Source organism: Dyadobacter sp. CECT 9275 (genome assembly GCF_907164905.1).
Lineage (GTDB): Bacteria > Bacteroidota > Bacteroidia > Cytophagales > Spirosomataceae > Dyadobacter > Dyadobacter helix.
The window spans coordinates 3996426-4022273 of record NZ_CAJRAF010000002.1; the positions used below are offsets into that span (position 1 = coordinate 3996426).

A 25848-nucleotide genomic window follows, 5' to 3' on the forward strand; every position below is an offset into this window, starting at 1 on the left:
AGTTTTACTGCAAAGTGAGAAGGATACTTTTGAGTCCCGTTTTATTGGCTCCCGGCGGCAGCGATTGCTCCACTACTTTGCCCGAACCTTTAAATGTTACCCGATATCCTTTATTTTCCAAAATAAACAATGCATCCCGCATGGTTAAGCCAGCCAGATCGGGAACCTCCCGGGAATCAATATTTCTGGATCGCCAGGTAGCTTTACCTTTCTTGATGATTGAGCCAGCGACATACTCGTTTTCTGAGGTAACAGGGGCCAGGTTGAGCTCATCACTCAATAGTTTCAGGTCGGCGGTACGTCCTGCAAGTCTCACATTTTTTGTTTCTTCGGGAACAGAGTCCTTCACGGGTTTCTGGATACTTACGTCATAGGCATAAATCCGATCAGCCACTTCCTTGAATACCGGTGCGGCTACGCTTCCTGCATACAGCATGTAATTGGCTTTGGCTCCCTTCGGAGTATCGATGATCACAATGCAGCTGTATTTGGGCTTGTCAGCTGGGAAATAACCGGCAAAAGAAGTGTAATACTTGCCGGGGGTATAAACTCCGTTTACGAGTTTTTGGGCCGTCCCAGTTTTTCCGGCAATTCTGTAAAGGCCTGACTTAATGTTTTTTGCTGTTCCGTTTTCAACCACACCCTCCATCATGGATTTCACTTTCCGGATGGTTTCGGGGGAGCAAATCGGTTTGTCTTCCACGTAAGGTTCTATTTTGTCCTCTAATTTTTCGGCACTCCTTATTTCACGTACCAGCATGGGGCGTACCCAGTACCCGTCGTTGGCCACGGCGTTGTAAAGGGCCAGGGTCTGAAGAGGGGTCATACCCATTTCGTATCCGTGCGACATCCAGAATAAAGAGTAATTACTCCACTGTCTGGATTTCCGGTCCTTGATATGCGGCGGGGTTTCGCCCTTCATGGCAATTCCAGTGGGCTCAGTCAAATGAAATTGTTTCAGGTACTTAAGGTAGGTGTCGGGTTTGGAAAAAAAGTACCGCTGCATGAGCAGCAATATCCCGATGTTGGACGAGTTTTCAAAAACCTGCGTAGCTGTAAGTGTCCCGTAACCGCCTCTTTTTGAGTCGTTAATGGTAGTTCCTCGAAAACGGTACGAACCGTCTCCTGTGTTGACAGTGATATGGTCGGGGTTCATTTTGGTTTCTTCCAGCAAAGCCATCATGGTAGGCAGCTTGAAGGTAGAACCCGGATCATTACTTCCGGCAATGGCATAATTAAAGACTTCCTGGTATTTGCCGTCCTCCCTTTTGGTAAGGTTGGCCATTGCCCGTATCTCCCCTGTTGCCACTTCCATTACAATTACGCAGCCATAGTCGGCATCGGTTTCAGTAAGTTTCCGGCGCAGCGCAGTTTCTGCCCGGTCCTGAAAATTCATATCCAGGGTTGTATAGATATCTTTGCCTGTTTCGGGCTGGACATTGAGTGCGTCTCCGACGGGAATTTTCAAGCCGCCTTCAACCATTTCTACCCAGGCAATGCCTGCTTTTCCTTCAAGCTTTTTTTCAAAACTGGCTTCAATACCTATATATCCGCGGCCGGTTTTGGGATCTGTGCCGCCAATGGTTCTGTCTGCCATGGGGCTGTATGGTTTGTAACGTTTGTAAATAGTCTCAAACTTCCCTCCGCCGCCTTTTTTATCCTTTGCAAAAAAGGGCCATTTTTTAATTTTTTCCCGTTCCAGGTGGCTTATTTCTTTTACTTTCAAGCGGAGATAGCGTTTTGTTTTACTGATGCGGTAACGCATGATCTTATTCCGGTATCCTTCCACAGTATTTTCTCCGAAATTTCGGGCCAGCAGATTGGCCAGGAGTTCAACATTGTTAGCAAAATAGGTGGAATCGGCCACTTTGGTATCAAGCCCTACATAATAATAAGGTAGTGAAGTGGCCAGCAGGCTGTTGTCACTGGAATAAATGTTACCGCGCCGGGCCGGGATGGTATCCAGTTTAAGATCGTTTTTGACGGAATATTCTGCCCAGGTCTTTCCCTTAAAGGTATCATAGTACTGTACTCTGATAAGTTTACCGAATACCAGTATGGCCAGCCCGAACAGAAGCCAGCCTACAAACCTGGCCCTGTTGATCAGGGCTTTCTTATTGTTGGGTCCGCTCTCGATGTCGCTTTTCATTCAGGTTAGAGAGGTTTTTTTTAAGATCAGACATTAAGTTTTAGCTTTTTCCAAAGCAAGTTAGCAGATCAGGACCGTTGTCAAAAATCTCCTTTTTTGACAACGATCTTCTGCGGTGGGGTCAGGTTTTCTTCCAGGCCGGTTCCTTTCACCCTTTCTAGCACCACAGACTGCTTCCCGCTTTTTTCATAGTCGGCATGTATGGAAGTATATTCTGCACGCAGGTCATCCACTTCTTTTTTTAACTTGATGCTGTTGCGTACGTATTGTTCAGACTGAAAACCTATCCACTCATATGCCACTAAAAGCGAAACTACCCAGGCCACGTAATAGAAGTACTTTACGGGAACGCGTTCCTCTTTGCCAGGCAGTTTTTCTCCAAAAATCTTGTCAAGGGGTAAAAAGCGGTTGAGCCAGTTAAACAGGCTGTACTCCCTCTTGGGTTTTGCGGGCCTGGCAGCTATTGGCTTTGATTTCCTTCTGTTTTCTGCCATGATCTTCTCTTTTATTGATCCGAAGTGTACATACTTTCTATTATATCCCATTCAGCGACGGAATATTTCATGCAACCGTAAATAAATTTTATTTTTCAGCAATACGCAATTTCGCGCTCCGCGCCCTTGGATTACGGGCAACTTCTTCTGCGCTGGCTTCGATGGGTTTACGAGTGATTGCTTTCAGGGGCTTAATTTCGTTTCCGTAAAAATCCTTTTCTACTTCGCCACTGAACTTACCCTTCTGGATAAAATTTTTGACCAGGCGGTCTTCCAGAGAATGATAAGACATCACCACCAGCCGTCCGCCCGGCTTAAGTACTTCGGGCACCTGTTCCAGAAATTCTTCCAGTACTTTCAGCTCATCATTCACTTCAATGCGTAATGCCTGAAATACCTGAGCAAAATACTTGTTTTCCCGATGCCGGGGCGCATAGCGCTGCAGCAATTGTTTCAGGTCGTTAATCGTCTCAATGGGATTATTATGCCGGGTTGAATAAATGGCTTCGGCTATGGTTTTGGCATTTTGTACTTCTCCATACATGCCGAAAATTTTTTGCAGGCTGGCAGCCGAATAATGATTGAGTACCTCCCCGGCCGTTTTTTCCGTACCCGGGTTCATTCGCATGTCCAGGTCGGCGTCAAAGCGGGTTGAAAAGCCCCGTGCAGGCGTGTTGATCTGATGGGATGATACCCCGAGGTCTGCCAGAATGCCGTCCACTTTATCAGCCTTGTAGAGCTTGAGGTACCTTTTCAGGTGGCGGAAATTGGACGCAATAAAAATCAGTTTTCCGCTTTCTTTCAATGCTTCCGCATTCTTAGCAGCATCCGGATCCTGGTCAAACGCAAACAGCTTGCCAGTGTCAAGCTTGTCCAGAATTGCCCTCGAATGGCCGCCACCGCCAAAGGTAACGTCCACATACATGCCATCAGGACGAATATTCAATCCTTCCAGGCACTCTGATAACATGACCGGTTCGTGGTAACTATTTTGCAAATCCATTCACTAAAAGCAATATATGGCGGAACTAATTTTTGCCGGAAGGCAGTTACAAACTTAGCAATTTTCAATGGTAGGATTTGGCCATTGTTCCCTATTTAATTTTCGCTAATCCTTCGCCATTTCAGCTTAATCTGTAACTTATGAGATACATAGTTTTGTTTTTCATTTTGCTTTTTCCGAAGCACGGGTCCCTGGCTAAACCAGTTATACCAGATGTTGTGAAGGAAGGCGTATGGAGGGCAACCTTGCTCCGTGATGGTCAGGCGTTGCCATTTATTCTGGAGATCAGGAAAAATACGGATGGAAAAACGTTTTCTGTTTTCGCCGTCAATGGCAGCGAGCGCCTTCGGATGGATACGGCTTTTGTAGCGCAGGATTCTATCCATATTCCCATGCAGCTCTTTGATTCTGAAATTGTTGCCCACATAGAACCCGGGAGTCTGAAAGGGAAGTACAACCGGCTGTCCGGCAAAAATGTGATTGCCTGGCTGCCATTTGAGGCAAAGTTCGGCGACAACTATAAATTTTATAAGCAAGGTGAGGCCAGGTCGCCGGTGAATATAACAGGGAAATGGTCAGCTGTATTCCACAATCCGGCTACGGGGGGTAATACGCCTTCCGTCGCGAATTTTACGCAGAAAGGCAGTGACGTAACCGGATCCTTCCTGACACCGACGGGCGATTATCGTTTTCTTACAGGCAGTATGAATGGAGACAGCCTGTATTTGTCCACATTTGATGGTTCGAATGCGATGTTATTTAAGGCTTCCGTGCAGGCGGATGGTACGTTAAAGGGAGTGCTTTGGACTGGTGTAGCAGGTTATAGAACCTGGACGGCTAAGGCTGATCCAGATGCGAAGCTGCCCGACGCAACAAAACTTACCTTTCTGAAACCAGGGGCAGGAGAAGTGAATTTTTCTTTTACGGACAGCAAAGGCCAAACGGTTTCCCTAAGCGATGCGGCATTCAAGAATAAGGTGGTAATTCTTCAGATCATGGGCTCCTGGTGCCCTAATTGTATGGATGAGACTAATTTTCTGGTACCCTGGTATAAAAAGAATAAGAAAAGGGGCGTAGAGATTATAGGGCTTGCGTTTGAAAAATCGGACAATCCTGATATTTCAAATCCTAAGATCAAAAGAATGATCACGCGGTTTGGTATTGAATATCCGGTTTTGCTGGCGGGCACTAACACAGATGCGGGTACGGCAAAAGCGCTTCCTATGCTGAACAAAGTGATGTCTTACCCTACGACTATATTTATTGACAAAAAGGGAAAGGTCAGAGAAATACATACGGGTTTCAGCGGGCCCGGGACGGGTAAGTACTACGATCAGTTTGTGGAGGAATTCACCCGACTGACAGACAAACTTCTGAGTGAGTAGCAGGCACCGGCGCATTGGAAAAGTAATATCCAATGCGTTTTTTATTTAACCTAAATTAGTATGCTTGCATAATATTGGTGGGTTTTGCTACATTTGTAAAAAGTGAAACTGACCCACAACCGTCGTGAAACAATGCGTAAGGAAAAGACAATTGATTTTCAGATAAAGTGGGCATGGCATTCCATTTCAAGAATGTACAACGCTTATGCTGCCAATTTTGGGATTACAATGGCTGCGGGCCACGTGCTGCTCAATATTGACATTGAGCAGGGTACCCCCGCAACGAAAATTGCTCCGTTGCTGGGCATGGAGCCCAGAAGCCTGGTGAGAATGTTGAAAAACCTGGAAGAACGCGGGCTGATTACACGCGAGGTGGATGATACCGATAAGCGGTTCGTCCGTATTGTGCTGACAGACCTTGGAAAAGAAAAAAGGGAACTGTCCAGGGAGGGGGTTATTCTTTTCAACAATATGGTCCGGGAGAAAATACCGCTTGAGAAGCTGGCCACTTTTTTTGAGGTGATCAATGATATCAATAAAATCGTAGAAGAAGAAAATCAGAAACTCAGAGCCGGAGAATCAGATGACGAGCTTTGAACATATAGTTTATCCTAAAAACCAAAACCTATCATAATGAATCGTTCAATTCGTAAAGTTGCCGTACTGGGATCTGGTATCATGGGCTCCCGTATTGCGTGCCATTTTGCCAATATTGGAGTAGAAGTTTTACTGCTTGATATCGTTCCTAAGGAGCCCAATGAAGCAGAAAAAGCGAAGGGACTGACCACAGAACACCCAGCGGTCAGAAACCGGATTGTTACGGAATCTTTTCAACAGACACTTAAGGCAACTCCTGCATCTCTGTATAGCCCTTCTTTTGCATCCAGGGTAAAGCTCGGCAACTTTGATGATAACCTGGCCGACATTAAAAATTATGACTGGGTGATCGAAGTGGTGGTGGAGCGCCTGGATATCAAGAAAAGTCTCTATGAGAAAGTCGATGTACTCAGGAAGCCCGGCACACTGATTACGTCCAATACCTCGGGTATCCCGATCCACCTGATGGCGGAGGGTCGAAGTGAAGATTTTAAAAAGCATTTTTGCGGAACACACTTTTTCAACCCGCCCAGATACCTCCGGTTACTTGAAATCATTCCTACCAAAGAAACGGATCCCGGAATCATTGATTTCCTGATGCACTATGGCGACTTGTTCCTGGGAAAAACCACAGTTCTATGTAAAGATACCCCAGGTTTTATAGCCAACAGGCTGGGAATATATGCGCTGATCCAGACAATCAGGGTGGCTGCGGAAATGAACCTGAGCGTGGATCAGGTGGATAAGCTTACGGGGCCTGTGGTGGGTAGGCCTAAATCCGGGACTTTCCGGTTATCGGATGTAGTGGGGCTTGACACCACCGTTCATGTTGCCAATAATCTGTATGCCTCGGGAGAGGGTAACGATGAGTCGCGGGATGCCTTTGTTTTGCCGGCTATCATGCAAAAACTTTATGATAACAAATGGCTGGGAGATAAAACAGGGCAAGGTTTTTATAAGAAAATGAAGGATGAAAAGGGCAAGTCGGTGATTCTGGCACTTGACTTTGACACCCTGGATTATAAACCTTCGGAAAAGGTAAAGTTTGATACTCTGGAAACCACAAAGGCCATAGGTGACGTAACCAAGCGTTTCGGTGTGCTGCTGGCAGGGAAAGACAAAGCGGGAGAGTTTTACAGAAGGACTTTTGCAGATATTTTCAAGTATGCGACCTACCGAGTCCCTGGCATTTCGGACGAAATCTTCCGGATTGATCAGGCCATAAGTGCTGGTTTTGGCTGGCAATTGGGGTTATTTGAAACCTGGGATGCTATTGGCCTGAAAAATATGCTCACGATCATGGAGAGCCTTGATCAAAAACCGGCGGCCTGGGTTTATGAAATGCTCGAAGCCGGTAACGAATCGTTTTACAGGATAGAGGCAGGAAAAAAACTGTACTATGACATTCCGTCTAGATCGTACAAGAAAATTCCGGGCCAGGATGCGTTCGTCATTTTGAGTAACCTGTCTGAAGGGATTGTCTGGAAAAATGCGGGTGCTAACCTTTACGATCTCGGTGACGGGATACTCAATCTGGAGTTCAGGTCAAAAATGAATACCATGGGCTCAGAGGTGATCGAAGGCATTCAGAAAGGCATCAGCCTTGCGGAGCGCGATTTCCGGGGAATAGTAATAGGGAATGAATCCAGCGAGGCATTTTCTGCTGGGGCCAACCTGGCAATGCTTTTCATGTTTGCTATTGAGCAGGAGTTTGACGAGATCAACATGGTGATCGCACAGTTTCAGCAAACAATGATGCGGGCCAGGTATTCGTCCATACCCGTTGTTACGGCGCCGCACACGCTGGCGCTTGGAGGAGGTTGTGAACTCAATCTGCACGCAGATAAAGTGGTGGCGCACGCGGAAACCTATATGGGCTTGGTCGAGTTCGGCGTTGGGATTATCCCGGCTGGTGGTGGAACCAAAGAAATGGCGCTTCGTTGCTCGGACATGTATCAGGCGGGCGACCCTGAGCTGAACATCCTGCAGACCGCGTTCATGAATATTGCGCAAGCCAAGGTATCTACATCTGCAAGAGATGCTTACGAAATGAATTATCTGCAGGATAAGGATCAGATTGTACTGAACCGGAGCAGGCTGATCGCCGAAGCGAAACAGGCAGCCATTGAACTCGCTGAAAACGGATACACCCAGCCTAAGCAGCGAAGTGATATCAAAGTGCAGGGGAAGGCCGGAATGGCATTGTTTATGGCTGGAATTGCACAGATGCAGATGGCAAATTACATTACCGAACACGATGCAAAGATTGCCAATAAGCTCGCTTACGTCATCAACGGAGGAGACCTGAGTTATCCGCAGCAGGTTACCGAGCAATATCTGCTGGATCTGGAAAGAGAAGCTTTTTTGTCGTTATGCGGGGAACGAAAAACGCTCGAAAGAATGCAGGGGCTGCTAAACGGTGGAAAACCACCTAGAAACTAGTTTTCGGTTTACAGGAGGCGGTTGCATCAGCTTAGGGAAGGGTAGGGTTTTCCGGTCCGGTCAAAAATATTGTTGGATAAATAGCCAATAAGCTGGGTTTCGGGAGAGAAGGGATCAATACCAGCCAGAATCTCTCTGACTTCTTCTTCCCTTACCTTTCGGTAAACAGGCTTCATGGTGCCTCCGTATTCCCCTGCTTTGGCCAGCGGGTTCCATTGATACTCCGGGTCAACCAGGCTGCCCCGGGCGGCCATGATAGGCGGAGGCGTGTATGTGCCACGGAAATCCGGATTGGCGGGATGGTCCAGCCCAAGGCAGTGTCCGAACTCGTGAGCTGCCGTGGTGGAAACACCCAGCTGATCGGAGGTGAGCCAATGACCGGCGTTATCTCCAAGCCCAAAACCCATGAAGGACCGTGTAATGGTGTTTTCATTTTCGATGCGAATGAAATTGCTGGAATGATCCCTGTTAGAGGAGGCCAGTGTGAAAGCCTCTTCCGTTGATATAATTGCATAACGGATGTTAAACCGGACTTCCAGGGACATTCCCATACGGTGAACCTTTGCGCGGGGTTCGTTATACATTTGATTTATTTCTTTGATAATCAGTTCCCCGATCTCAGTTGCAGCCTCAGAACCATAGAGGAACAAAGTGGCCGAAATTTCGATTGTAGTATTGTTGTCACGAAGGTTTGCGACCGCGGCCATTTTTGCTGATGTTAAAGGTTAGTATGGATTAAGCAAATTAGTGTTCAGGAATGAAGAGGAAATACAATCAAATGGCTATATTTATATTCTCTGTACTAATTCTTTTCTAAAATTAGCACATTTCCGATACCCACCAAGTCGAACATTTCAAGGGTTGGCCCAATAGGTATACACCATGGATTTTAGATAATACGTTTTTAAAATGATATCAAAAAAAGCGAAATATGCATTGAAGGCCCTGAAAGTGTTGGCCGAACAGTACGGAAAAGGTCCGGTACTGATCTCATATATTGCTGAAAAGGAAAAAATACCGAAGAAGTTTCTGGAGGCGATCTTGCTTGATCTTAGAAACAACGGCGTGCTGCAAAGCCAGAAAGGAAAAGGAGGAGGATATCTGTTGCGGATTTCACCGGGAGAGGTAAGTTTCTCTAAGATCCTGAGAATTATAGACGGACCCATCGCGCCGGCTCTCTGCGTTTCGTTGCTTTTTTACGGTAAATGCGAAGATTGTCGTGACGAGGAGACTTGCAGCCTCCGGGTGGTGCTTGAAAGGTGGCGCGATGCTAACCTGGCCGTTCTGGATAAAACTACCCTCAATGACCTGCTATTTGCAGACAATAAACTGAATGCGGAGATCTTATCTTGATAACCTGTCTTTGCGGACGTAAAGCTTTGTGCCATCAAAAGTTCCCATATCTGCATATCCGTTTTTTACAAATTGCGCGAGTTCCGGATAACTCTCGATATTTTGCGTTTTCACATCCTGTACCCAAAAACTGTTTTTACCCACTGCATCCAGAATGATCGCGGGGCGGTTGCGATGTAGGTCTTTCATGTACCTCTGCCGGTAGGTATCCCGCATTTTATGGGCATAAATACAGCGTTCCGAATGATTTTCGGCTGTTCCCTGCGGCAGTTGGGCTTCCACATAGTAGGCGCACTGCCATCCCCAAACCGTCATATAGTCTCCCGGGCGGGTAAATTTTTTCAGTTCTTTCACCACAGGGCTCTGGTATAAAGTCCTTGCTCCAACGGAAACATATTTATTCGGCTGCTTTCCCTGCACAAATTCGAGGGCATCTGTCGCCAGGAACCAGCAAAGAAGTAGCAAAGGCAATATAACAACCTTATTTCCAAACGTATGGATACCATTAGTTGCAAATAATATCCATGGTATAATGCAGAAATTGAGGTAGTGCACGAAAGCATTCCCCGATTTTGTTGCGGCATAAATACTGATCAGTACCAGGGAAACTGTAAGCAGCGGAACAAATAATGCCTTGTCTTTTTTAATGACATGCTTCACGAGCAGGAAAAAGGAAGCAATCAAAGGTATGCCTAACAGGAGGGTATATGCCCTGAAATCATTACTCAGGTTGAGTATTTTAAGAAATTGCATGATGATGGAAACCTCGTTTCCCCCGGCATAAATGGCGTTCCCAAGAATATAGAAGTTGATGAAATCTGTAAAAACGTTGTTCCACGAAGCCCATATCAGTACCAGTGCAGGAAATGAAACGGTACCTGATACGAGTAAAAGGAATGGTGCAAGCTGCCGGGTTTTTATAAAATGGGTGACACAGCACCACATAGCGGCCAAACCCACAACGGCGGCGAGCGGTACTGCCTGTAATTTAGCAAAGGGAACAAGGCCAAGTATCAGCCCCAGAAAGAACAAGGTACGGAGGTTAGGCCTGTTTTCCTTGGTCAGGGAAAGTAGCCAGATGGCAGCGGACAGCAGCAGCACAGGGACCTGCTCGCTGGAATAATGTACAAAATCCGCTTCCTGCGAAAAGCTCAGGAATAGGACGGGCATCAGCCACATGCTACGTGTGAACTGCCCCGGGAACCAGTTGCGTAACGAAAAGAAAAGCAATAGCAGGGCCATAATGCTGGAAATTAATCCCATGGCACGGCCCGAGGTATAGTCGATCTGAAATCCAAAGAAACGGGGTATCACCAGAAAATAATTGTCCAGCGGTCCAATGGTTGTTCCATCTACGGAACGCCAGTAGACAGGATCCTGGCTCAGGGTGATGGCATGGCTCAGCATCTGGCTCTCATCGGGATTGAGCTCACGATTGAGCACAATAACCGGGAGCCTCATATAAACAAGCAGCAAAATAGCTAATGCAACAAAGGCGGAAGGGGGGACTTTTTTTAAAAATGCTGCCAGAATAACAATCCCCGCCAGAACGTATCCGATCAGCCAATATATGGAGGGAAAATTGTCAAAAGTGATCATGCCATCAGCTGAAAGGTTTCTACCTTTTCCACAAAGTCACGATAGTGTACCGCAGGAATAAAATGCTGCTGTGACCGGTACTGGAGTACCATAAAAACCAGAAACAGCGAGATCAGAAAAGATTGAAGCATCAGGATCATCAGCGTACTGCCCAAGGTGGAGGCCCAGCCAGGGGTAGCATTTCCGATTAGTTTCAGAAAAATGATGAACACGATAAAAGCCACAGCCAGGCCGGACATAAAAATGGAAAATATCAGTATGCGTACCGCCGTGGTGTCAACCATGACAGATATGGCACTCAGACCGTGTAAAATGAGTGATACGAAGTTCATCTTACTGTTTCCTGCAAGCCTGGTTGCTCTGTCGGTGAGTACCGAACTATACGGAATTCTGGAACGGATCACACCTCCCGGATAATTATTCCATATTTCCGAAACGCGCACCAGGTTTTTAAGACGGTTTTTGGGGACCAGGCTAAAATTTCCAAAGGTGATCACCTTTCCGGTCAATAATTTGAAAGCCAGCTTGTAGATAATATAGAAAAAGCGGAATAAAAATCCTTCCGTCCGCTTATTACGTTCTGCAAAAATGATTTTGTCCGGCTCTTCCAAAGATTTGGTAACCAGCTTATTAATATCCGAAGGAGCGTCTTCGCCATCCGCATCCATCACGATCACCTGATCACAATCCATGTTTTCTGCAACATAGGACAAGCCTATTGCAATTGCTTTCTGATGCCCCAAATTCCGGTATAACGTCAGAAGCTTAATATCCTTTCCGATGAACCGGGTAAAAGGTTGGGTACGGTCTTTTGAGGAGCAATCATCAACGATCAGCAGGGATGTATTTTCGATGATTTCGGGCCTCAAATCCTCATTAATCTTCTGTATTAAAAGATTCAGCGCCTCCCAGTCGTTGAATTGAGGAATAATAATTACTAGATTTTGAGGCATAGGGAAGGTATATCAGAATCTCCCGACGTCAATACTGCGTGCGTCGGAAGATTCCCATTGGTAGTATCAAACGGTTTTAAGTCCCAGACGTGAGGCAATGCCATCATGGATTTGCGTGAGTGTTTCCACCAAGCCAAACTCCCAGTTCCAGCCAGGGTAATGTTGCTTGAACTTGGAAAGATCACTTACATACCAGATGTGATCCCCGATACGGTTGGTATCCGAATACGAGAAAGACAATTTGTTTCCTGTTATTTTTTCGCAAAGTTCAATGGCTTCCAGCATGGAGCAGTTGGCAAATCTTCCTCCTCCTGCATTGTAAACTTCTCCCGGACGTGGATTCTGGTAAAAATGCCAGAACATGTTTACAAGGTCATGGCTGTGAATATTGTCACGTACCTGCTTTCCTTTATACCCGAAAATGGTATAATGGTTACCGGTGATCGCGCACTTCATCAGATACGCCAGGAAACCATGAAGTTGTGCACCGGAATGATTCGGACCTGTGAGACATCCTCCCCGGAATACCGCGGTTTTCATGCCGAAATACTTACCGTATTCCTGTACCATAATATCTGCTGCAACTTTTGAAGCGCCGAAGATAGAGTGTTTGGTATGGTCGATGCTGTGGTTTTCATCTATTCCATTGGTAAAATAGGGATGGCTTTCGTCGATTTCCCAACGGGTTTCAAGCTCCACCAATGGAAGATAGTTGGGGTTATCACCATACACTTTATTGGTTGACGTAAAAATAAATACCGCCTCAGGTGCATGAAGACGTGTCATTTCAAGCATATTGAGTGTGCCCACTGCATTTACACCAAAATCCGTGAAAGGTTCTCGGGCGGCCCAGTCGTGGCTTGGCTGTGCTGCTGCATGGATGATAAGCTTGATGTCAGCCCCATACTCTTTAAAAATGGGTTCTAGCTGGTTTACTTCCCGGATATCAGCAGAATAATGCCTGTAATTGGTATATGCTTCCTGAATCCGGTTTTTATTCCATTCGGTATTACCGTCAGCTCCAAAGAAATACTCTCTTAAATTATTATCAACCCCAATTACCAGATCAAATTTATCAGCCATAAAGGCAACAGATTCACTCCCAATTAATCCGGCAGAACCTGTAACGAGTGCAATATTCATTTAGTATTAGTTGAATAGTTATGAATGTAATTCTGAGACAAATTACCTGTGTGGTGCTGTAAAGTAAAATAAAAAAGGTCAATTATACCAGATGAACTTATTTTATGGATGGTGCGCCGGTTACTGTTATATAAAAACTCTGAATTATTCAGTTTTAGGCCTTACGTCCAGCCTTTTGTGCAAGACCTGGGCTAGCATTGCAAATTTAACGCTTGAACCCGGCGATTTAGTTTCTGGCAGGTCAGGTCATTTCATATCGGAGACGAGATTGTCAGATAAGAGAGGTTTTTTGGGTATCCTTCATTCGAAGGTATACAATCAGTGAAAGAAAAATACAAAAGGTGACATACCAGTAATAATAGCTTTCGTGGCCGATGTTTTTTGCCCAAAGCGCAAGGTATTCGGCAGTACCGCCAAAAATAGCGACGGTCAGTGAATAAGGAAGTCCCACGCCCAGTGCTCTTACTTCAACCGGAAATAGTTCGGCTTTTACGACGGCATTAATGGAGGTGTACCCGCTAACAATAAGAAGTGCGGTCATCAGCAGGGCAAAAGCACCCCACATGCTGGTGGTGTGGCTAAGGGTGGTTAGCAGCGGATAAGTACCCAGCGTTCCAAGAATGCCAAAGGAAATAAGCAGCGGCTTCCGGCCCACTCTGTCGCTGATGGCTCCGAAAAGCGGCTGGATGGAGGCAAAGATCAATAAGGAGAAAAACGTCAGGATGGTGGACTGGTCTTTGGTCAGGCCAACGGTATTCACCAGAAATTTCTGCATGTAAGTGGTGTATGTATAAAAGGCCAGTGTCCCTCCCAGGGTAAGCCCGAACACAACAGAAATGGCACGCGGGTGCTTGACCAACTCTCTTAAGGAACCTTCTTTTTTGACTTGGCCATCCCGGTTTTTAAATGCTTCGGTTTCATGGAGGGTACTTCGAAGGTAAAGAGCTACCAGGGACAACAAGGCGCCGATCGCAAAGGGGATACGCCAGCCCCATGCATGCATTTCGTCATTGGTAAGAAAAACTTTTTGCAGAATCAGCTGAAGGCCAAGGGCGATCAGCTGGCCGCCGATCAGCGTTACATACTGAAAGCTGGAATAAAACCCTCTTTTGTCGCGGGTTGCCACCTCACTCAGGTAAGTAGCCGAGGTGCCGTATTCTCCTCCCACGCTCAGTCCCTGCAGCAGCCGGGCCAGAAGCAGCAATACCGGTGCCATGATCCCGATACTTTTATAACCCGGAAGAAAGGCAATGAGCAGGGAACCGAACGACATGAGTAAAACGGACAATGTCATAGCTACCTTCCGCCCTTTTGTATCGGCCAGTTTGCCAAAGACATATCCTCCGATGGGCCGCATCAGGAACCCAACGGCAAAAATTCCGGCGGTATTTAAAAGCTGAACGGTAGGATTGGAGCCTGGGAAAAAACTTCCGGCAAAGTATAGCGAAAAAGCGGAGTAGGCGTACCAGTCATACCATTCCACCAGATTTCCGACGGAACCGCCCATAATCGCTTTCAGGCGCCAGCCGGTATCGTTTTTGTGCGTAATATTTTGCATTCCGGGAAGGTGAACTGAGGTAAGGGTGTACCAATATAATATTTTTTTTGAAATGAAGTAAATTACCAGCAGGATGCAAAATGCTTCAAAATACAAAAGAGGCACAGCGTAGAACGCTGAACCTCTTTTGCTGAAATTTGGTAAACCTTAGTAACCCGGATTCTGTTTTATTTTTTCTTTATTGATATCGATCTGGCTCTGAGGGATTGGGAAAACCATATTATTTGCCGTTAGTTGTGTCACCAGCCGTATCTGATCTTTTTTGCTGTTCAGGATGGTTATGGCGCGGTCTGTACGGACGAGATCAAACCAGCGATGCCCTTCAAATGCCAGCTCCACACGTCGTTCCTGCTCCACTGCCAGACGAAACGCCTGCTGGTCTGGGATATCGGCAGCGGTTTTTTTGGCCAGTCCGGCTCTGGTACGTACCAGGTTAAGATAGTCCAGCGCCTCGGTTTGGTAACTGGTTTCGTTTAAACTTTCGGCATACATAAGCAGTACATCCGCATAACGGATCAGCGGAATATTGTTCCCGTTATCATTTTTGGCAACGGGTACATCATAATATTTTTTAATGAACTTATCCGGAATTACCTGCCCGGCCGCATTGACATACGAAGAGGCAACCGATACATCCTTCCGCAGATCGCCGGGTTCATAAGCATTGATGATATCTGCAGTAGGCTGATTGTTGCCATCACCTCCAAAGGCAATCACCGCATTTCCGGAGTTTTGGGGTGCAAATGAATTGGGCCAGGAGTTCCCTTCTCCTGCTCCACCGGATTTATACTGGACGTCAAACACCGATTCTTTATTGTTTTTATTGCTTACCTTAAACACGTCCGCGTAGGAGGGAAGAAGGGCGTACACATTCAGGGCAATCACTTCTTTTAACTTGGCGGCCGCCGGGGCAAATTTCTTTTGAGTAAGATAAACCTTGCCCAGGTATGCTTTGGCAGCACCTTTGGTGGCCCTTCCCAGATCAGCCCCGGTGTAGGAGACAGGTAAAATAGCTTCGGCTTCGGTAAGGTCTTTTTCAATTTGTGCATAAATCTCAGCCTGAGGATTACGGCCAAATGCATAGCCCTCGTCTGGCGTTGCAACCGGCTTAAGAATCAGGGGAATATCACCAAAGGTCCTCACAAGTGTAAAATAGACAACGGCGCGTAAAAACTTAATCTCACCGATGTATCTGTTTTTTAGCGTTTCATCCATGGTTACACCGCCGATTTTATCCAGAATGGTATTGTAACGGGCAATTACACTATATCCGTCATTCCAGCGGCCAGAGATAAACGGGTTGGTTGTTTTGATGTAAAATCTGTCAAATTCGTCCTGGTCGGTAACCGAGCCGGAGGCAACCGCGATGGTATTGTCCGATGCAATTTCCCCGAAAACATAACTATTCCCTGTGATGCCACCTGTCTGGAGGCCCGCGTATCCACCGTTTACAGCATTTTTGAAATCATCTGCGGTCTGATAAAAATTATCGGTTGTAGCCGTAGAGATCGGTTTCAGGTCAAGAAACTCGCTGCTGCATGAACTAAGCAGAACTGTCGTGAACAGGGCTATATATGGGTTTAAAATTTTCATTTTTTTAATATTTTAGAATTGAGAACTAAGCCATAGGATTTGGGTATGCTGTTTACAGTCCGATGTTGATACCAAGCGTGTAGGTTTTGGCCAACGGAAAAACACCATAATCAACCCCTCCGGCGAGCGGGCCTTCGTAATTACTTACCTCTGGGTTGAAGTTCAGGTACTTGGTGAAAGTGAAAAGATTCTGTGCCGAAGCATAAATCCTTACCTGCTGCAATTTGGCTTTGCTGATCAGTGAGGCCGGTAGCTGGTAACCCAGGCTTACGTTTTGGACCCGCAGATAGGAACCGTCTTCCACCCAGCGGGTAGAAATGGCGTTATTGTTTCCTGTGGTACGCGCATTGGCACGGGGTGTAACGCCATCACCCGGATCGCTTGGTGAGCGCCAGCGGTTTAAAACCGTAGTCAGCTGGTTGGCATTTCCTTCCAGGTTTTCAAAAAACCGGCGGCTCAGGTTCAGGATTTCCCCGCCCTGTGTGCCCTGTATCGCTATGTTCAGGTCAAAACCTTTGTAACTGAAAGTATTGGTAAGTCCGTAAATGAAGTCGGGCTGGTTGTTTCCGATAATGGTACGGTCATTGGCATTAATCACCTTGTCATTATTGATATCTTCGTACTTTACGTCACCGGGCTTAGTCGTAGGATCATGTGGGTGACTGTCCAGATCGGCCTGATCTTTAAAAACGCCCACTTGTTTGTATCCGTAAAAACTACCAATCGGAGAACCTATTTGTGTAATATTGGACTCTCCCACACCACTTGCGCTTCGGATCGGGTCACCTGTTGGCCCCAGGGCAATCACTTTATTTCTGTTGAACGACAGATTGAAACTTGTATTCCAGATCAGGGCTTTGGTGAGGTTTCGGGTATTGAGTCCAAACTCCCAGCCTTTGTTTTCCATTTTTCCTATATTCTTAATCGCAGAGTTAAAGCCGGTTACAGTAGGAACATTCACAGATAGCAGCAGGTCTTTTGTCGTGCGTTGGTAATAGTCCACAATAAGCAGGATACGGTTATTGAAAAGGCCCAGATCAATACCGGCATCTAATTGCTGGCTGCGTTCCCAGCCCAGTTTTGAATTGGCGAGTGAAGCGGGCACGAGACCGTTTACCAGGGCGTTGTTAAAGCTGTAATTGTCTGCTCTGAGCGTGGCAGCGTAAGGATAGTAGTTCAGATTGTCAAATGCATTGTTCCCCGAGAAACCATAACTCACACGTACCTTGGCTTCTGAGAGGGCCTTTACGTTTTTAAGGAAGGCCTCTTCATTGATTCTCCAGCCCAAAGAGGCAGCCGGAAAGGTACCCCAGCGGTTGTCTGGTCCAAAAATGGAGGAGCCGTCGCGGCGCACCGATACATTCAGCAGATATTTTCCTTTATAGTTGTAATTGGCCCTGGCGAAATAAGAAGCGGAGGCATTTTCAATTTTAGTGGAAGAAGCGGTAGTTGTAGTACCACTGGCACTGCCGTTCAAGGTCTCCACTACGTCGTTAGGATAGGAACTGCCTGTTCCCTGGCTGGTCTGAAACTGGTATTTTGTGGATTCCATACCAATCAGGATGTCAATGTTATGATCGTTGTTCAGGGTCTTGCTGAAATTAACAGTCTGGTTAAAAAGCCAGCTTAGTCCTTGGTCCGAGTAAGCTGTTCCTGTTGATACTGACGGCGGCAATATCTGGTTCAGCGGCATTTTTGAGGTCCGGTAAGCATTGCGGCGGTTGCCGGTGAAATTGAAATTTCCGGAAATACGGTAAGTAAAGTTTTTCAGGAATCCAAGTTCTGCATAGGTATTACCGAGCATGTTAGTCGACAGATACTGGCTGTTGTATTCTGTAATGTTGGCAACCGGATTGGTGATTCCCGGGTAGTTGTATGGGGCGGCAATGGCGGCTTGCGAAGTATAGGAGCCGTCGGCCGCGTATATCGGTACCATGGGCATGACTGACAAAGCCGAGTTGATCACGGCATTATCGGCCCAATGGCCTTTGTCATTCACTTCCTGCTGTATTTTATACGATGGGTTAAGGTTAAATCCGATTTTCAGTTTTGGCAGCACGTTAATTTCCACATTGGCGCGGAGGGTATACCGTTGCAGGGCCGACCTGCGGATAATTCCATCCTGCTGCAGATAACCTCCGCTCACACTGTAGCGGGCTTTATCCGTGCCTCCTGATGCGGAAAGCTGGTAGTTATTGATCTTAGCTTTTTTAAAAATCAGGTCCTGATAGTCGGTGTATGGGAGAGCTGCTACCTTGGACGGATCGTCAAAATCGAGCCAGCTGAATGCTTCCCCTCGTGGGTACCGGTACCTCAGATAGTCGGTTGGGCGCACGCTGTTGGGATCCGTGATGTTAGCTCCTTTAATATTGTCCAGGTAGGCATTATTGGAAGCATCTTTGCCAAATTCAGCAAATTGCTGAGAATTAAGCAAGTCTATTTTTTTTGTTACCTCCTGAAAGCCGGTAAAAACATCCAGATTTACGCTGGGTTTGCCACTTTTACCGCGTTTGGTGGTAATCAGAATGACACCGTTTGAGCCTTTCGACCCATAAATAGCAGTGGAGGACGCGTCTTTCAGCACATCCATACTCTCTATATCGTTGGTATTAAGATTACTAAAGATACCGGCACCGACGATATTCCCGTCCACCACAATCAGTGGAGAATTTCCTGCGCTGATGGAACCAAAACCACGTACCTTAATGGCAGGGGTACTGCCGGGGGTCCCGTTGTTCTGCTGGATAACCACACCGGGAATTTTTCCCTGTAGTGCCGTGGCAACATTGGATACCGGCATATCCTTGATCTCGCTCATTGGGACCGAGGTGATCGCCGCAGTAACGTTTGCACGTTTTTGCGTACCATATCCAACCACAACAATTTCCTGCAGCGACTTAGTGTCTGTCACCAGAGAAACGTCCAGGATGGATTCGTTGGAAATTGTTTTTTCTACCGGGACATATCCCACAAAACTAAAGATCAGGACAGAAGAGCCATCTGGAATGTTAAGCTGGTATCGGCCTTCCGCATCGCTGGAAGTACCCTGCTGAGTGCCCTTTAATATGATACTGACGCCAGGCAGGGCTTCACCCTTTTCGTCGGTTACCCTACCCGAGACGGTCCTGTCGAAGGTCGGAGCGGCCAATGTGTTATCGGAAATTACCCTTGTCTTGCGCTGAAGCAATATCCTTGTCCCTTCTATTTCGTAAGAGATATCCAGCGGATTGAGCAGCCGGTCCAGTACTACCGAAAGCTTACTGTTGTTTGCCGAAAAGGAGACCTTTTTGCGTGCCTGGATACTGTTTGTGCTGTATACAAAGCGAACATTTGCCTGTTTCTCGATTTGAGATAATATGCTTTTTACCTCCGTCCATTCGGTTTGGAGGGAGACTTCTTTATTGAGCAGTTCCTGCCCGTTGGCGTGACGGGCAAACGTAATGCCGCAGCATATTGCCGAGAGCATTAACTGCATAATACTTATTCGCATAGCTTTAATCAGAAACCATTTGATGGATACACTTTTTTGCATAGTTTTAAAAGTTTTTGTTGTGTAACAGACATAAAAACAAACAATTTTCGCTCCGGAATGGCAGTTCCGGGCGAATCACCAGGCCGGTAATGTTCGCAGCATTACTGGCTTTTTCTTTAACAGGTTCGGGTTAAACGGAACCTGGAGTAAGATTTTTATATTTCACGGGTCAGTTACGACAGCCTTCGCCGCTCATAAACAGGGTAGTACCGCGTAATTCGTAACTCGCGTTGATTGACTTACAAATCAGTTTAAGCTGTGAGTATAGTGGCAGATCATTTATGTCACCGGTAAAAAAACAGGTTTCCAACGCCGGTGTTTCCAGTACTATTTCTATTCCGTAAACCTCCTGCAGCATGCTGATTACCTGAGGCAGCGGTGTTTCCTCAAAAATGAAAAGAGATTTTTTTTCCGGGGGGTTAACTAAGACCGGTTCTTCAACGAGTTCAGGAACCATGATCTTTACGTCACGGTCAAATCTGATTTTCTGATTGGGATTTAAAATGATACCATTCCGTGTTTGCGGCGTTTTTTTGGAATTTTCATAAACAGATACCCGGCCGGCAACCACCGAAACTTCAATGGATTGGGCAGAGTTAAAGGACTTTACATTAAAACTGGTGCCTAAAACCCGGGTAACGAGCTCGCCGGTGTACACAAAAAATGGTTTGGACGGGTTCTTCGTCACATTAAAAAAGGCTTCTCCGCTAAGGTATACGACCCGGGACTGATCACCGAAGTGCTTGGGATGGCTCAGGCTGCTTTGCGGTTTCAGAAGAACTACCGTTCCGTCTTCAAGTACAATTTTATTGGGAGTGTCCGAAGTGTTTTTTACTTCGATATTTCCTTTTGGCTGGATGGTTTGCGGGCCATTAAAAACGGTTGCAACCTGGTTTGTTTTGTTTAACGGAAAAATGGATGGCCATAAGAATACCGAACCACAGGCGAACAGGAGCAGAACGGACGCGGCTATCGCTAACCGTGTCCAGAAAGTATTCAGTTGGGAAACAGGCCTGCCAATTTTGGAAAGGCGTTTCCAGAGCCTTTTTCGGATCAGCTCCTTTTCTGAGGCACTGATGGATACCTGGCTTGATAAAAGCATGTTTTCGGACCAATCCAGAATCTGCTTTTCCTCCTCCGGCGTACAAGTGCCGGCCAGGTATTTTTGTAACAGCAGGTCGAAGTCGTACTGGTTCATTCGTTTACTGGTTAGCTGTGTTAATTATCAGTGTGATAAACCTTCAGATGTTCCTTAAGAACTTTCAGGGATTGGGTAATGTGATACTCAACTCCCTTCTCAGAGAGATTAAGCTGGCGGGCAATATCCTTTACCGACTGGTTTTCGAACCTGCTCATTTTGAAAACCTCGCTCGTTTTTTCGGGTAGTTTTTTCATGGCCTCTTCCACCGCCGTGGCCAGATCGTCGAAGCGGATAATTTCATCGGTAGAATTGGATTGTTGTATTTCGTGAAAAATGAGATACTCCTGATACTTGCGCTGCGTGATCTGCGATTTTATATAATTGATAGCCAGGTTTTTGACCGATACAACCAGATATGAACTCAGATGACGGATATTGCTGTATTCCCGTTTGTTCCAAAGGCTTTCGAAAGCGTCGTGCACGAGCTCTTCCGCCTCTTCTTTGGTACCCGTCTGATGGTAGGCCACGCCGAATAATTTATACCAGTAACGATTGTAAATTTCTCCAAAGGCTTTTGCATCGCCCTGATGAAGCATATCCACAAGATTCTCGTCGGTTAATAAATTATGCATTGCGTCTGAATTTTAGTGTAGTCAACCTTTGCAAGAAAATCCCTAAACTATTTTAAAAATTCTTTCAATAACACAATTATTTGAGGTAAAATATAATAATTCGAAGTTTAAATGCTGTGTAGCTTGTAGGGATTTATTTAGCCAGGTCGTTGGCAATGAAGACTGCTATCTTGTCTACCAGCCCTGAGTGGCCACTTTGAATAATTTTGTACTGCTGAGAGGGGAGAAGATCGGATAACCGTTTGACAGCGGAGGGAGGTAACAGTTTGTCGTATTTGCCAACAAATAAGAAGATTTTAACACCGTGATTTTCGGCCATCTGGTTCAGAGCTGGGATATCAAAGCGAAGTGCTCTGAAGGCTGTCCAGGAACTGTAAATCACCTGCCGTTTCCCGGGAGTATTTAATACGTTCAATGCGAACCTGTGAAGGCTTTGATTTAAAAAGCCCGCCTTTTGGATCAGGGAAGCGGTCAGGAGTAAAGATCCGGGATGCTGCATACACCAGCGGAACAAGCGCCGGGCCGGAGAAAACCCGGTAGCAAGTTTATAGAGAGGGTGTTCGGTAATTCCATCCGGGGCAATTAAAAAAACGCGGTCCACCTGAGTTGCAAACGCTTCCAGCGTGGCCATGGCGAACCGTCCTCCCATGCTGAAACCAACTACATCGAAACGGGAGATGTTTTGGTTCGTAAGAAAATTTTCGAGGATACCTTTCCAGCTTTCCCTGGTTATTACATCCGGCTCGGGGAATAACTCTCCGGGGCTGATGGTCACATTTTTACCATGAAAGAAAAGGTCGAAAGCATAAATGGTGTAATAATCTCCCAGGTATTTTTCAAATGATCCGAAGCAGGTAGCACCATCCTGGCCGATACCATGAAAAGCGAGGAGCACTTTCTGTCCATGGCCTGATCTGTGGTAGTGAAGAGTCATAGCTCTGGATTTACTCATATGCTTCACTACGATGCCTGATGCCAGAAACTTCTACCACCCTTATAAAGTCATCGATATGATAGAGAACCCGGTAATTCCCAATACGTATACGGTATGAATTTTTTGTAGCAACCAATTTTTTACAGCCATGCGGGCGTGGATTACTCGCAAGCATTTTAATGGCTGGAATTATTCGTTCAGCTTCAATTTTTGAGAGTTTTCTAAGCTCCTTCTGTGCCGAAGCAGTGATGAGAAGCTTATAAATTTCTTTCATCAATTTTGCCTTCTAATATCAATTGATCCACAAATTCATCAAAAGGAATTGAATCTTCAGACTTTCGTTCTTCAATTAATAGTGCATCCAGCAAATCTTCCACGATTTGTCCATGGTCCTTTAAACTGATTATCAAATCAGTTTTTTCACCTTTTTCATCGGTTATATAGCGAATGCCCGTCATGTTTTTTTACTAAAATAATAATATAAAACCTCCAAGCAAATTTATTGATGTAATAAAAATACCTGGAGGTTATTCTTATTTCCTACGATTCCATCAGATAAGCCTTGATAAAATCATTGATCTCGCCATTCAGGACGGCTTCGGTGTTGGAAGTCTGGTGGTCTGTCCGGTGATCCTTCACCCGGCGGTCATCCAGGACATAACTCCGTATCTGTGAGCCCCATTCGATTTTCCGTTTGGACGCCTCCACTTCCGCGCGTGCCGAATTGCGTTTTTCGAGCTCGATCTGATAGAGCCTTGATTTCAGCAAGCGAATGGCTACTTCCTTGTTCATTAACTGAGACCTTTCCTGCTGGCAGGCAATGATGATACCCGAAGGTTTATGATGCAGACGTACTGCCGTTTCCACCTTGTTCACGTTCTGGCCTCCCGCGCCACCGGAACGGTAGGTATCCCAGGTGATATCGGCCAGGTTGACATCAATCTCAATGTTGTCATCGGCAAGCGGGTAAACGTAAACCGACGTAAACGAGGTATGCCGCCTTGCGTTGGAATCAAAAGGGGAAATGCGGACGAGCCGATGCACGCCGTTTTCAGATTTCAGGTTTCCATAAGCGTATTCACCGTCAATTTCCAGTGTAACCGACTTTATCCCGGCTACATCTCCATCCTGCAAATCCACTTCGCGGACTTTGTATCCATTTTTTTCAGCCCACATGATGTACATGCGCATGAGCATGGATGCCCAGTCCTGAGATTCCGTTCCGCCTGCACCAGAGTTGATCTCAATGACGGCCGGGAGTTCGTCGCCTTCCTCACCCATCATTTTCCGGAATTCTATCTCATCCAGTTTGTCGGCGAGTTTTTTTCCTTCCTCGTCAACTTCTTCTTCGGTTGCTTCGCTGGCTTCATAAAATTCCCAGATCGTATCCAGGTCGTCGCGCAACCTTGAAAGTTCTTCATATCCGTTTGTCCAGAACTTAAGTCCGCGGATTTCACGCATTGTTTTTTCTGCACGGGTGGAATCATTCCAGAATTCCGGTTGTACAGTTTGTTGTTCGAGGTCTTCTAGCTGTCTTTTTCGGTTATCGTAGTCAAAGATACCTCCCCAAAGCCTCTACACGGGCCTTCAAGTCTTTCAATTGCTCTGCTGTCATTTGAAGTTTTGAATTTTTATGTGAAAAATTACCGCCGGGACTCATCCGAGGCGAGCGGAGAGGTACTGCCCGCTTCCTGAATAAGGAAGCTAAAAGCACCTCAGCTTGCCTGGCCTGGAGAAAACCAAATCCTCTCCACCTTGATCCCGACAGATTTGAAAGTTACAAAGGTATCAACAATTCGTGATTCCCTTCAGGTTCATATAAATACGTTGCTTTGTCGGTGTAGGCATTCTGGCAAATCGTCTTAACTTTGTACAAATTTTTTGTCAACCCATTTCTTTCAAATAAAAATACCAGAAAATGGCTCAAACATATGACGTGATCGTTGTTGGAAGCGGTCCCGGTGGTTATCCCGCAGCAATCCGTGCCTCTCAATTAGGTCTTAAAGTTGCAATTATAGAAAAAGAACTTTTGGGAGGTATCTGCCTTAACTGGGGCTGTATTCCTACAAAAGCCCTTCTAAAAAGTGCGCAGGTTTTTGAATACATCAAACATGCCAAAGACTATGGTATCAACGTGAGCGAATATTCCGCTGATTTCGGGGCGGTGATCAAACGTAGCCGTGGTGTGGCTGATGGCATGAGTAAAGGAGTTGCTTTCCTGATGAAGAAAAATAAAATTGATGTCATCATGGGAACCGGTAAAGTAAAAGGTGTCAAAACCGTTGAAGTTACCGACAAGGATGGTAAAAAAGTTGATTATACTGCAAATAAAGGAGTTGTAATTGCAACAGGTGCAAGAGCAAGAGAACTGCCCAATATTAAGATCGACGGGCAGAAAGTAATTGAATACCGCAAGGCAATGAGCCTGGAGAAACAGCCAAAGTCTCTGCTGGTGGTTGGATCGGGAGCTATCGGGATGGAGTTCGCGTATGTTTACGCAGCAATGGGCACCAAGGTGACCGTTGTTGAATTCCTTCCAAACCTGGTTCCGGTAGAAGATGAGGATATTTCGAAAGAAATAGCAAAACAATATAAAAAGCTGGGTATCGACACGTATGTAAACTCGTCGGTTGAAAAAGTTGATACCAGCGGAGCAGGCTGCAAAGTATCCGTTAAAACACCGGATGGAGAAAAGTCTTTCGAGGTGGACGTAGTGCTTTCTGCCGCAGGTATTGTTTCCAATATCGAAAATATCGGTCTGGAAGAAACAGGTATCAAAACCGATAAAGGTAAAATTTCTGTTAATGAGTGGTATGAAACCAACGTGCCGGGGTTCTATGCAATTGGTGACTGTACGCCCGGCCCGGCCCTGGCGCACGTTGCTACAGCCGAAGGAATTATCTGTGCAGAAAGGATAGCAGGGCATAAAACCGAAGCGCTTGATTACGGGAACATACCTGGCTGTACTTATTGCCAGCCTGAAATTGCTTCTGTTGGTTTTACTGAGAAAAAAGCACGTGAAGCAGGTTATGACATTAAAGTAGGCAAATTTCCATACATGGCTTCGGGCAAGGCATCTGCCGCCGGAGCGAAGGAAGGCTTTGTAAAGGTTATTTTTGACGCGAAATACGGAGAATTCCTCGGCGCTCATATGATCGGAATGAATGTAACCGAAATGATTGCGGAAGTAGTAGTGGCCCGTAAGCTGGAAACAACCTCTCATGAAATCCTTCGTTCGGTTCATCCTCACCCAACCATGTCGGAAGCCTTGAAAGGGGCTGTGGAAGCCGCTTATGGCGAGGCGATAGATTTGTAACCTTCATCAGGTTCGGCTAAAAAG

At 46.1% G+C, this 25848-nt stretch carries 21 protein-coding genes; 5 read left to right on the forward strand and 16 right to left on the reverse strand.

The window, feature by feature from the left end:
- Positions 1-4: 4 nt before the first annotated feature.
- The 3 genes from KOE27_RS24430 to rsmH all read right to left on the reverse strand — a co-directional run bounded on the left by KOE27_RS24430 (position 5) and on the right by rsmH (position 3646).
- Positions 5-2149 carry a penicillin-binding protein gene (locus tag KOE27_RS24430; protein ID WP_215241328.1) on the reverse strand — a complete coding sequence of 715 codons (2145 nt, stop codon included), beginning with the start codon at positions 2147-2149 and terminating at the stop codon, positions 5-7.
- Between the two features lie 80 nt (positions 2150-2229).
- On the reverse strand, positions 2230-2643 hold the full coding sequence (locus KOE27_RS24435; RefSeq protein WP_215241329.1) for an FtsL-like putative cell division protein: 414 nt from the start codon (positions 2641-2643) through the stop codon (positions 2230-2232).
- Positions 2644-2731: 88 nt separating this feature from the next.
- Positions 2732-3646 (reverse strand): 16S rRNA (cytosine(1402)-N(4))-methyltransferase RsmH, encoded by a 915-nt coding sequence (rsmH, locus tag KOE27_RS24440; protein WP_215241330.1) that lies wholly within the window; start codon positions 3644-3646, stop codon positions 2732-2734.
- A gap of 140 nt (positions 3647-3786) precedes the next feature.
- Here rsmH and KOE27_RS24445 point away from each other — a divergent pair, with 140 nt between their 5' ends.
- The 3 genes from KOE27_RS24445 (at position 3787) to KOE27_RS24455 (ending at position 8070) form a co-directional block, all read left to right on the forward strand.
- Positions 3787-5031, forward strand: a complete 1245-nt coding sequence (locus tag KOE27_RS24445; RefSeq protein ID WP_215241331.1) for a TlpA disulfide reductase family protein — start codon at positions 3787-3789, stop codon at positions 5029-5031.
- A 132-nt stretch (positions 5032-5163) separates the two neighbouring features.
- Positions 5164-5628 (forward strand): MarR family winged helix-turn-helix transcriptional regulator, encoded by a 465-nt coding sequence (locus KOE27_RS24450; protein WP_215241750.1) that lies wholly within the window; start codon positions 5164-5166, stop codon positions 5626-5628.
- A 36-nt stretch (positions 5629-5664) separates the two neighbouring features.
- Entirely contained in the window at positions 5665-8070 is a 2406-nt protein-coding gene (locus tag KOE27_RS24455) for a 3-hydroxyacyl-CoA dehydrogenase/enoyl-CoA hydratase family protein (RefSeq protein ID WP_215241332.1), read from the forward strand.
- A gap of 26 nt (positions 8071-8096) precedes the next feature.
- On the opposite strand, the gene KOE27_RS24460 is transcribed toward KOE27_RS24455, so the two are convergent.
- Complete coding sequence (locus tag KOE27_RS24460; RefSeq protein WP_215241333.1) at positions 8097-8777, reverse strand: hypothetical protein; 681 nt, start codon at positions 8775-8777, stop codon at positions 8097-8099.
- 202 nt (positions 8778-8979) lie between these two features.
- On the opposite strand from KOE27_RS24460, the gene KOE27_RS24465 reads away from it, so the two are divergent.
- Positions 8980-9423, forward strand: coding sequence for an RrF2 family transcriptional regulator (locus tag KOE27_RS24465; protein WP_215241334.1), 444 nt, complete (start codon positions 8980-8982; stop codon positions 9421-9423).
- On the opposite strand, the gene KOE27_RS24470 is transcribed toward KOE27_RS24465, so the two are convergent.
- The 12 genes from KOE27_RS24470 to prfB all read right to left on the reverse strand — a co-directional run bounded on the left by KOE27_RS24470 (position 9415) and on the right by prfB (position 24123).
- Positions 9415-11022 (reverse strand): hypothetical protein, encoded by a 1608-nt coding sequence (locus KOE27_RS24470; protein WP_215241335.1) that lies wholly within the window; start codon positions 11020-11022, stop codon positions 9415-9417. The genes KOE27_RS24465 and KOE27_RS24470 overlap by 9 nt on opposite strands.
- Positions 11019-11975, reverse strand: coding sequence for a glycosyltransferase (locus KOE27_RS24475; protein WP_215241336.1), 957 nt, complete (start codon positions 11973-11975; stop codon positions 11019-11021). Before KOE27_RS24475 ends, KOE27_RS24470 begins: the two co-directional genes overlap by 4 nt.
- 66 nt (positions 11976-12041) lie before the next feature.
- Positions 12042-13118, reverse strand: coding sequence for an NAD-dependent epimerase/dehydratase family protein (locus tag KOE27_RS24480; protein WP_215241337.1), 1077 nt, complete (start codon positions 13116-13118; stop codon positions 12042-12044).
- 271 nt (positions 13119-13389) lie between these two features.
- Positions 13390-14676, reverse strand: coding sequence for an MFS transporter (locus KOE27_RS24485; RefSeq protein ID WP_215241338.1), 1287 nt, complete (start codon positions 14674-14676; stop codon positions 13390-13392).
- Between the two features lie 147 nt (positions 14677-14823).
- Entirely contained in the window at positions 14824-16269 is a 1446-nt protein-coding gene (locus tag KOE27_RS24490; protein WP_215241339.1) for a RagB/SusD family nutrient uptake outer membrane protein, read from the reverse strand.
- Positions 16270-16321: 52 nt separating this feature from the next.
- On the reverse strand, positions 16322-19801 hold the full coding sequence (locus KOE27_RS24495; RefSeq protein ID WP_229252925.1) for a TonB-dependent receptor: 3480 nt from the start codon (positions 19799-19801) through the stop codon (positions 16322-16324).
- Between the two features lie 169 nt (positions 19802-19970).
- Positions 19971-20999, reverse strand: coding sequence for a FecR family protein (locus KOE27_RS24500; protein ID WP_215241340.1), 1029 nt, complete (start codon positions 20997-20999; stop codon positions 19971-19973).
- A 20-nt stretch (positions 21000-21019) separates the two neighbouring features.
- Positions 21020-21574 (reverse strand): RNA polymerase sigma factor, encoded by a 555-nt coding sequence (locus KOE27_RS24505; protein ID WP_215241341.1) that lies wholly within the window; start codon positions 21572-21574, stop codon positions 21020-21022.
- Between the two features lie 133 nt (positions 21575-21707).
- Entirely contained in the window at positions 21708-22508 is an 801-nt protein-coding gene (locus KOE27_RS24510; RefSeq protein WP_229252926.1) for an alpha/beta fold hydrolase, read from the reverse strand.
- 10 nt (positions 22509-22518) lie between these two features.
- Positions 22519-22782 (reverse strand): type II toxin-antitoxin system RelE family toxin, encoded by a 264-nt coding sequence (locus KOE27_RS24515; RefSeq protein WP_215241343.1) that lies wholly within the window; start codon positions 22780-22782, stop codon positions 22519-22521.
- Positions 22766-22966, reverse strand: coding sequence for a hypothetical protein (locus KOE27_RS24520; RefSeq protein WP_215241344.1), 201 nt, complete (start codon positions 22964-22966; stop codon positions 22766-22768). Before KOE27_RS24520 ends, KOE27_RS24515 begins: the two co-directional genes overlap by 17 nt.
- Before the next feature lie 82 nt (positions 22967-23048).
- Positions 23049-24123 (reverse strand): peptide chain release factor 2 gene (prfB, locus tag KOE27_RS24525; protein ID WP_215241345.1). Its coding sequence is split into 2 segments (ribosomal slippage): positions 23049-24062 and positions 24064-24123, totalling 1074 coding nucleotides; the frame shifts between segments, so codons are not numbered across the junction.
- 303 nt (positions 24124-24426) lie between these two features.
- Between prfB and lpdA the strand changes: the two genes are divergently transcribed.
- On the forward strand, positions 24427-25824 hold the full coding sequence (lpdA, locus tag KOE27_RS24530) for a dihydrolipoyl dehydrogenase (protein ID WP_215241346.1): 1398 nt from the start codon (positions 24427-24429) through the stop codon (positions 25822-25824).
- Positions 25825-25848: the final 24 nt, after the last annotated feature.